Source organism: Allobosea sp. 47.2.35, assembly GCF_024655635.1.
Lineage (GTDB): Bacteria > Pseudomonadota > Alphaproteobacteria > Rhizobiales > Beijerinckiaceae > Allobosea.
The window spans coordinates 23,166-29,467 of record NZ_JANLGI010000033.1 but is presented as its reverse complement, the minus strand read 5'-3'; the positions used below and the strand labels follow the sequence as shown (position 1 = coordinate 29,467).

7 protein-coding genes and 2 tRNA genes are annotated in these 6,302 nt (G+C 66.4%); 3 read left to right on the top strand and 6 right to left on the bottom strand.

The annotated features are described in order from the left end of the window. The coding region (locus NUV79_RS23825) for a HAMP domain-containing protein (protein WP_257735560.1) at positions 1-1,414 on the bottom strand (1,414 nt) is incomplete at its 3' end. A gap of 161 nt (positions 1,415-1,575) precedes the next feature. Here NUV79_RS23825 and NUV79_RS23820 point away from each other — a divergent pair. Then, positions 1,576-2,352 (top strand): DUF1499 domain-containing protein, encoded by a 777-nt coding sequence (locus tag NUV79_RS23820; protein WP_257735559.1) that lies wholly within the window; start codon positions 1,576-1,578, stop codon positions 2,350-2,352. A 9-nt stretch (positions 2,353-2,361) separates the two neighbouring features. Here the strand turns inward: NUV79_RS23820 and NUV79_RS23815 are convergent, their stop codons facing one another. The 5 genes from NUV79_RS23815 to NUV79_RS23795 form a co-directional block, all read right to left on the bottom strand. Further along, complete coding sequence (locus NUV79_RS23815; RefSeq protein WP_257735558.1) at positions 2,362-3,276, bottom strand: MBL fold metallo-hydrolase; 915 nt, start codon at positions 3,274-3,276, stop codon at positions 2,362-2,364. A gap of 16 nt (positions 3,277-3,292) precedes the next feature. Then, the gene (locus tag NUV79_RS23810; RefSeq protein ID WP_257735557.1) at positions 3,293-3,427 is read right to left on the bottom strand and encodes a hypothetical protein; all 135 of its coding nucleotides are present in this window, start codon (positions 3,425-3,427) and stop codon (positions 3,293-3,295) included. Positions 3,428-3,916: 489 nt separating this feature from the next. Then, entirely contained in the window at positions 3,917-4,072 is a 156-nt protein-coding gene (locus NUV79_RS23805) for a hypothetical protein (RefSeq protein ID WP_257735556.1), read from the bottom strand. Between the two features lie 548 nt (positions 4,073-4,620). Continuing rightward, positions 4,621-5,241: an HAD family hydrolase gene (locus NUV79_RS23800; protein ID WP_257735555.1), complete on the bottom strand. Its 621-nt coding sequence runs from the start codon at positions 5,239-5,241 to the stop codon at positions 4,621-4,623. Positions 5,242-5,419: 178 nt separating this feature from the next. Beyond that, positions 5,420-5,496 (bottom strand) — tRNA-Pro (locus tag NUV79_RS23795). A 148-nt stretch (positions 5,497-5,644) separates the two neighbouring features. Here NUV79_RS23795 and NUV79_RS23790 point away from each other — a divergent pair. Together NUV79_RS23790 and NUV79_RS23785 are read left to right on the top strand one after the other, a co-directional pair. After that, positions 5,645-5,719, top strand: a tRNA-Gln gene (locus NUV79_RS23790). A gap of 267 nt (positions 5,720-5,986) precedes the next feature. Next, complete coding sequence (locus NUV79_RS23785; protein ID WP_257735554.1) at positions 5,987-6,292, top strand: hypothetical protein; 306 nt, start codon at positions 5,987-5,989, stop codon at positions 6,290-6,292. The last annotated feature ends 10 nt before the right edge of the window (positions 6,293-6,302 follow it).

Sequence of the window (6,302 nt, the reverse complement as noted above, 5' to 3'; positions counted from 1 at the left end):
TCTCCGCGAACTCCGTCGTCGCGCCGTCAACAACCGCGTTGATCTCGTTGATGCCCTCCACGAGTTCCTTCAACGGGCCTTCCATGCCGCCGACCTGCGCCTTGCCGGAGAAATTGCCCTCGCGCGCATCGGCGACGATCGTGGCGACTTCGCCCAGCAGCTTCTGGACATGGGCGGCCTGCTCGGCATCGGCGAGCATCGCGAGCTCGCGGTCGCGCCGGTTCTGCTCGAGGGCGAGCGCGTTCTCACGGTAGATCTCGAGCGCGCCGCTCAGCGCGCCGATCTCGTCCGGTGACGGGGCGGCCGGGATGGCCTTGGCGAAATTGCCCTGCTGCATCTCATCCAGTGCCAACTTCAGCGAGACCAGCGGCCGCGCGATCCGGCGCTGCACGCCGCGCAGGCTCATCACGCAGATCGCCAGCAGGGTGGCCAGCAGCGCGGCGACGATGCCGAGCTTGATCCAGGCGGCGCTGAGCTTTTTGTCGGTCCGCACGACCATGTCGTCGAGCGACTGGGTGACGGCCGAGACGATGGCGGTGAACGGGCCATTGCACTGCTTCGTCCACTCTTCCGCCGCGATGACCGGGCCGGCGCCCTGGCCGAGCTTGCCGATCAATTCGTCCATCTTGCGGTTCGAGGCCTCGACCTCGGCCGACATCACGCCGACATTCCGGGCGAGCTCGCTGCCGACGCCGGGACGGGAGGCGAGCTGCTTCAGCGTCTCGCCGGAGGTGTTGGAGACGCCACGCAACTCGCCGAGCCTGCGGATCTGCGCCGGCTCCAGCGCCTTGCCCGAGCCGAAGACCGGGCGGAGCACCGAGCACTGCGTGCCGTAATTCGAGCGGACGTCCCAGCCGGCCGACTTGAAGCCCTGCAGGTCGGCGAGGATCGGGTCGGCGAGGCGGGCGGCATTGGAGGTCTCGTCCGAGGCCTTGACGATGGCGGCCTCGATCGCGCCGATGCCGTTATACCAGGGCATCGTGGCGGCGAGGCTGCGCTGCGCCTTCGGCTTCGAAGCCTCGGCATAGAGATCGGCCATTCGGGCCTCGGTCAGCTTCTGCTGCTGGAGGATGCCGGCGATCAGCTCCTTGCGGCCCGGCAGGCCGGTCTCGTCGAGCTGGGCGACGGCATCGGCGATGCGGGTGCGATTGCTGTCCTCGATCTGCTTCAGCGTCGCGGCCGGATCGTCGGCGACCTGAATGCTGGTCTGCGCCTGTCCGCGTGCGGTGCGGATCGCGTTGCCGGCGAGCAGCAGGGCCTTGTCGGCCTCGACCAGCTCGGCCAGTTCCATATTGGTGCGTACGTCCACGATGGACTGGTACGCCATGTAGCCCAGCGCCCCGATGCCGGGCACGCACAGGCAGGCCATGGTGGCGACGAGGTAGTTCTGGATCGACGAGGGGAAGAATTTCACGGCGGGACTCGGGCGTGACAGGCGGCGATAAGGCGGTGACGAAGGTCGGGAGGCCGGCCGTAGCCTGACCTCGCCCTGCCGTTTTATTGCCGATTTGATTAAGATTACGCTTAGCGGGTCCCGCGACTTGCCTTCCGGTTTCGCGACGGGCACGAAAGGGCATGCACCGCCGTCTCGTCTTCGAGGAACCGGTTTCCCGCGCGGCCGTCTGGAGCCGGCGGCTGGCGTGGTTCTCGTGCGCGGTTCTGCTGCTGTCGCTGCTGCTCGTGCGGTTGCGGGAGCCGAGCATCGAAGGGCTCGCGCCGGTCGCTGGCGCCTATATCCTCGTGCTCGGGGCGCTCGGCCTCGCCTGCCTTGCCTTCATCCGCATCTGGCATTCCGGTCATCGCGGCGTCGGCAAGGCGGCCGGCGCGATGCTGCTGTCGCTCATCCTGCTCGCGCCGGCCGGCTATGTCGTCGTCCGGCTCGTGACCCGGCCGGCTCTGGCCGATGTCTCGACCGATATTGACGATCCGCCGGCCTTCAGCCGCTCGCAGGCGGCGCTGACCGCGCGCGCCGGGCGGATTCCGCCCGATGTTCCCGCGGAGCGTCGGCGCCTCCAGCGGCAGGCCTATCCCAAGGCCGTGCCGATCCTGCTCGAATTGCCGGCGGAGGCTGCCTTCGATCTCGCCAGACGGGCGGCGCTGGGGCTCGGCTGGCAGGTGCTGGAAACGGCGCGGCCGGGCGGGCGAAGCGGCGCCGGCAGGGTCGAGGCCGTCGCGCGCGGCCGCATCCTGCGCTTCTCCGAAGACATCACCATCCGCGTCAGGCCGCGTGTCGATGGCAGCCGGATCGATATCCGCTCGGCCTCCCGCCTCGGCAGCCACGATCTCGGCGCGAATGCGGCCCGGATCGCGGCTTTCGCCGATGAGATCGACCTCCTGACCGAGAGCCGCTGACGGAGCCGGTCAGGCGAGCCTGTAGCGACTGGCGAGGGCCGGAATGGCGTCGCTGGTCAGGACGGTGCCGCGCAGGACGAGATCCTCGAGCTGGGCCAGCACCGAGAGCGCGGCAGCCCCGTGCAGGGCCGGGGCCAGGCCCTGATAGATCACCGGCACCATCGCGGCGATCGTCTCGTCGCCTGCGCCGAGCCGGTTCAGGATAGCCGCCTCGCGCTGGCGCCGATGCTGGACAAGGCCGCGCAGGAAACGCTGCGGCTCGGTGACCGGGCCGCCATGGCCGGGCCAGTAGCGGGCATGCTCCAGCCCGCGCAGCTTCTCGATCGAGGCCATGTAGGCCGCCATCGACCCGTCGGGGGGCGCGACCACCGAGGTCGACCAGGCCATGACATGGTCGCCGGAAAACAGCGTCGCTTCTTCGGCCAGCGTGAAGGCGAGGTGGTTGGCGGTGTGGCCGGGCGTCGCGACGGCGGCGAGGCTCCAGCCGAGACCGGAGACGGCATCGCCGTCATGCATCTCCCAGTCCGGCGCGAAATCGGTGTCGGCGGCGGCATCGAGGACGCGGCCCTCGCCTGGCCCGAGTTCTCGCGACGGGCGATGTGGCCCACAGCCCACCACAGTGGCGCCGGTCGCCGCCTTCAGCGCCGGCACGGCCGGAGAATGGTCGCGATGCGTATGCGTGACGACGATATGGCTCACCGTCTCGCCCCGGACCGCCGCCAGCAGGCGCTCGACATGGCCGGCATCGTCTGGCCCGGGATCGATGATCGCAACGGTACCACGGCCGACGATGTAGGAGCAGGTGCCGGTGAAGGTCATCGGCCCGCTATTGCCGGCGATGATCCGGCGGACCAGCGGCGACAGGCTGGCGACCGTGCCGGATTCAGTCGTCGCGCTGCGGTCGAATTCGATCTCGTCGCTCATCTCTGGCGATGCGGCTTCAGCTGGTCGGCTTGCCGCCGCAGCTCTTGGTGTCAGAGGGCCCGAAGAGCGGGCTGAAATTGCCGCATTTGTCGCAGCCGGACAGGAAAACGGCCAGTCCGAGAATGCCGGCAAGGAGAGTAACGCGCTTCATGGCCCAACCATTCGATTCATCGCGGCTGCAGTCTAGAGGCTGGCGGAACCGGATGACAGGGGCAAATCGGCGGATGAAAGGCGCTCAAAGCCCGAGATCGGCAAGCCAGCCCAGAATGCAGATCGCGGAAATCGCGATCAGGGCAAGGGTGGCTTTCGCGTCGGTCGGGCAGTCGCGCAGCATGGTCGGTCTCCGTTTCGGAGCCGACGCAATAGTCATGCCGTTTGACGGATGGGTGACGCCCTGCCGAAGCGATGACGCCGCGCGTTCCTGCCGTGGGATGAGTTGACCATTTCTTAAGGCTGCGCCTTAGCCGCGCATTAAGCGGGCAGCTGGATCATCGCGGTCGCCGGAACAGAAGTTCCGGGGCTGCCTAGGATGGCGCGATGCTGACCGCGATGACGATCATGCTTGGGTGCCTCGGCATCTTCCTCGAGTTGGCCGATCGTGCGCCCACCCTCGAGTGGCATGACTGAGTGCTGACGGGGCCTATCCGAACAGCAGACGCCAGGCGCCGTAGCCGATCAACGCGATCCAGGCTGCCTGTGCGACGATGATGACGCCGGCCAGGAGCAGGGTCACAGCCTTCTCGGAAAGGGTGCGGGAGCGGTAGCTTTGTGCCATCCCGAAATCGATCTGTGTCATTGCGGCTCGTTCTCAATTCCTCGCGGGAGGGACCTGCACGGTTCTTGCCAGCTGCCGTGGGCCTTCGCGCAAAGCGTCGATGTTCTCTTCGGTTGAGGCCGGCCGCCGGACATCGCCGCCCTGACAATCGCGCGAGCTTTGGTTGCGTTGCGGCGACGATTGCTGCGAACGCGAACGGATATTGATGCTATGGTCAGTTCAAACGAGAGACGGTTTGGACGTCCGGAGGGTGGAATGCTGACGATTGCGATGTGCTATGCGGCCTGCATCGCTATTTTCCTTGAGATGGCGGATCGAGCTCCGGTCATCGAGTAGAGCGGCGGAGAGCGCGACATAGCCCTCTTGTCCCGGGGGAGCGATCGGCTCTCCATTGCGCCGACGACTGAGCCCTCTTGATCAACCGGTATTCGATTGCACGATGGGCGTGCCGTCCCGCCGATGCGCCTTGCCGAAGCCTGGGCGGGAATCTCGGGGCGCGAGGCACAGCGCCTTGCATGCTTTCCGAGAGGTGTGGGCTTGGTCTCTGGCGCGTGATCTCTGCTGCGTATTCAGACGCTTCGGACGTCGATCGCGAGCATTCCGGCATTGCGCGCGGCCTCGAGGCCTTGCGGGGAATCCTCGAAGACGCAGCACTTCGTCGGCTCGATCCCCAGGCGGCGAGCGGCCTCGAGGAACAGGTCCGGGGCAGGCTTCGGCCTGGTGACGTCCTCGATCGTGACGACCGTCGCGAACAGCTTGGTGAGGCCGGTCGCTTCGAGGCAGGCTGAAACGATCTGGCGTGAGCCGCCGGAAGCAACGGCTATTGGAAGATTGCCCTGGTAGGTCCGTGCAATGCCTGCAACTGCGGTGATCTCTTGAACGGCGGCGAGATCCATGAGGAAGCGCTGGCGCATGAGCGCGATCACCTGCTCCCGGTCGACCCTGACACCGTGATCGGCGTCGAACTCGTCCATGAGCGCATGTTCGGAATAGCCGGCGCGCTCCAGGTACCAGTCGCGCTGCATCGAATGCCCGGAGGGTTGGAAACCATGGGCCCAGGCGCTGGCATAGATCGGCAGGGTATCGACGAGCGTGCCGTCGCAATCGAAGATGAGCGCTTCAATGCCGGCGGGAATGTCGAATGTGCTTGCCATTCGGTGGCTATAGCTCTGACGGGACGGAACGTTCAAGCTGTCGCCTTCATATGAGGCGGGCAGATCATCGCAGCCCGCTGAGCGGGCAGGCGTGGGCCGAGGGCGAGCGGCGGAAGCGCATCGCGGGGATTGAAACTGCCGGTATTTCTGTCGGTCAAAGAAAAAGGCCCCGAAGGGCCATCATCTCAACTGTTCTAAATATCTCGGGAAATTTTGGTCGGAGTGGCAGGATTTGAACCTGCGACCCCCTCGTCCCGAACGAGGTGCTCTACCAGGCTGAGCCACACTCCGATCCGCTGGTGGGCGGCTTATAGCCAGCACGCGGCTCGGGCGCAACAGGCTGTTTGCAGGTTGTGCAGGAATTCTTCCGGTGGGGGCGGGAGCAACGCTGCTTGACGGTTGCGCGCCGCGCCGCCGCGTTCTAGAAGGCGCCGCACATTGGGGCGTCGCCAAGTGGTAAGGCAGCGGTTTTTGGTACCGCCATTCCCAGGTTCGAATCCTGGCGCCCCAGCCAAGCGCTTCTGGCCTTTGCAGAAGCAGCTCCCTTCATAGCCCTTGTGGAAAAGTCGAAAGCGGCGCGCAAGGCTTCCGCCCGACATCGAGGCTGCGTGCCGCGCCCCTGCCTCAATCCCACGTTCTAAGCGCCGCGCAGCAAACCCCACAGGCAGGTCGCCGGGCAATCCGGCGGCCATCCCGGCTTGATGAACACAAGCCGACAATCCGGTTCATGAACCGTTGGCCTGCTGGCGCGTTTAATGCGGTCAGTTCAAGGAGAAAGCTTATGCGTAAATTCCTCACCCTCGCTGCTTTGGGCATCGGCATGGTGCTGGCGGCCCCGGCGATGGCATCGCAGGATCTGCCGGCCTCGACCGCCCGGCAGCTGGACAAGCAGGACGCGGAATACACCTGGTCGGCGGCTGCCGAACGGCGGCACATGATCATGCGCGAGACCCAGCGGCAGCAGCGCTATGGGCGCGGCGGCTACGGCTATGGCCCCCGTCACGGCTATTATGGCCGGGGCTATGGTTATGGGCCGCGCGCCTATGGCCCGCCTCCGGGCCACTATCGTCGCTACCGTGGCTGGTAAGCGGCTGCCA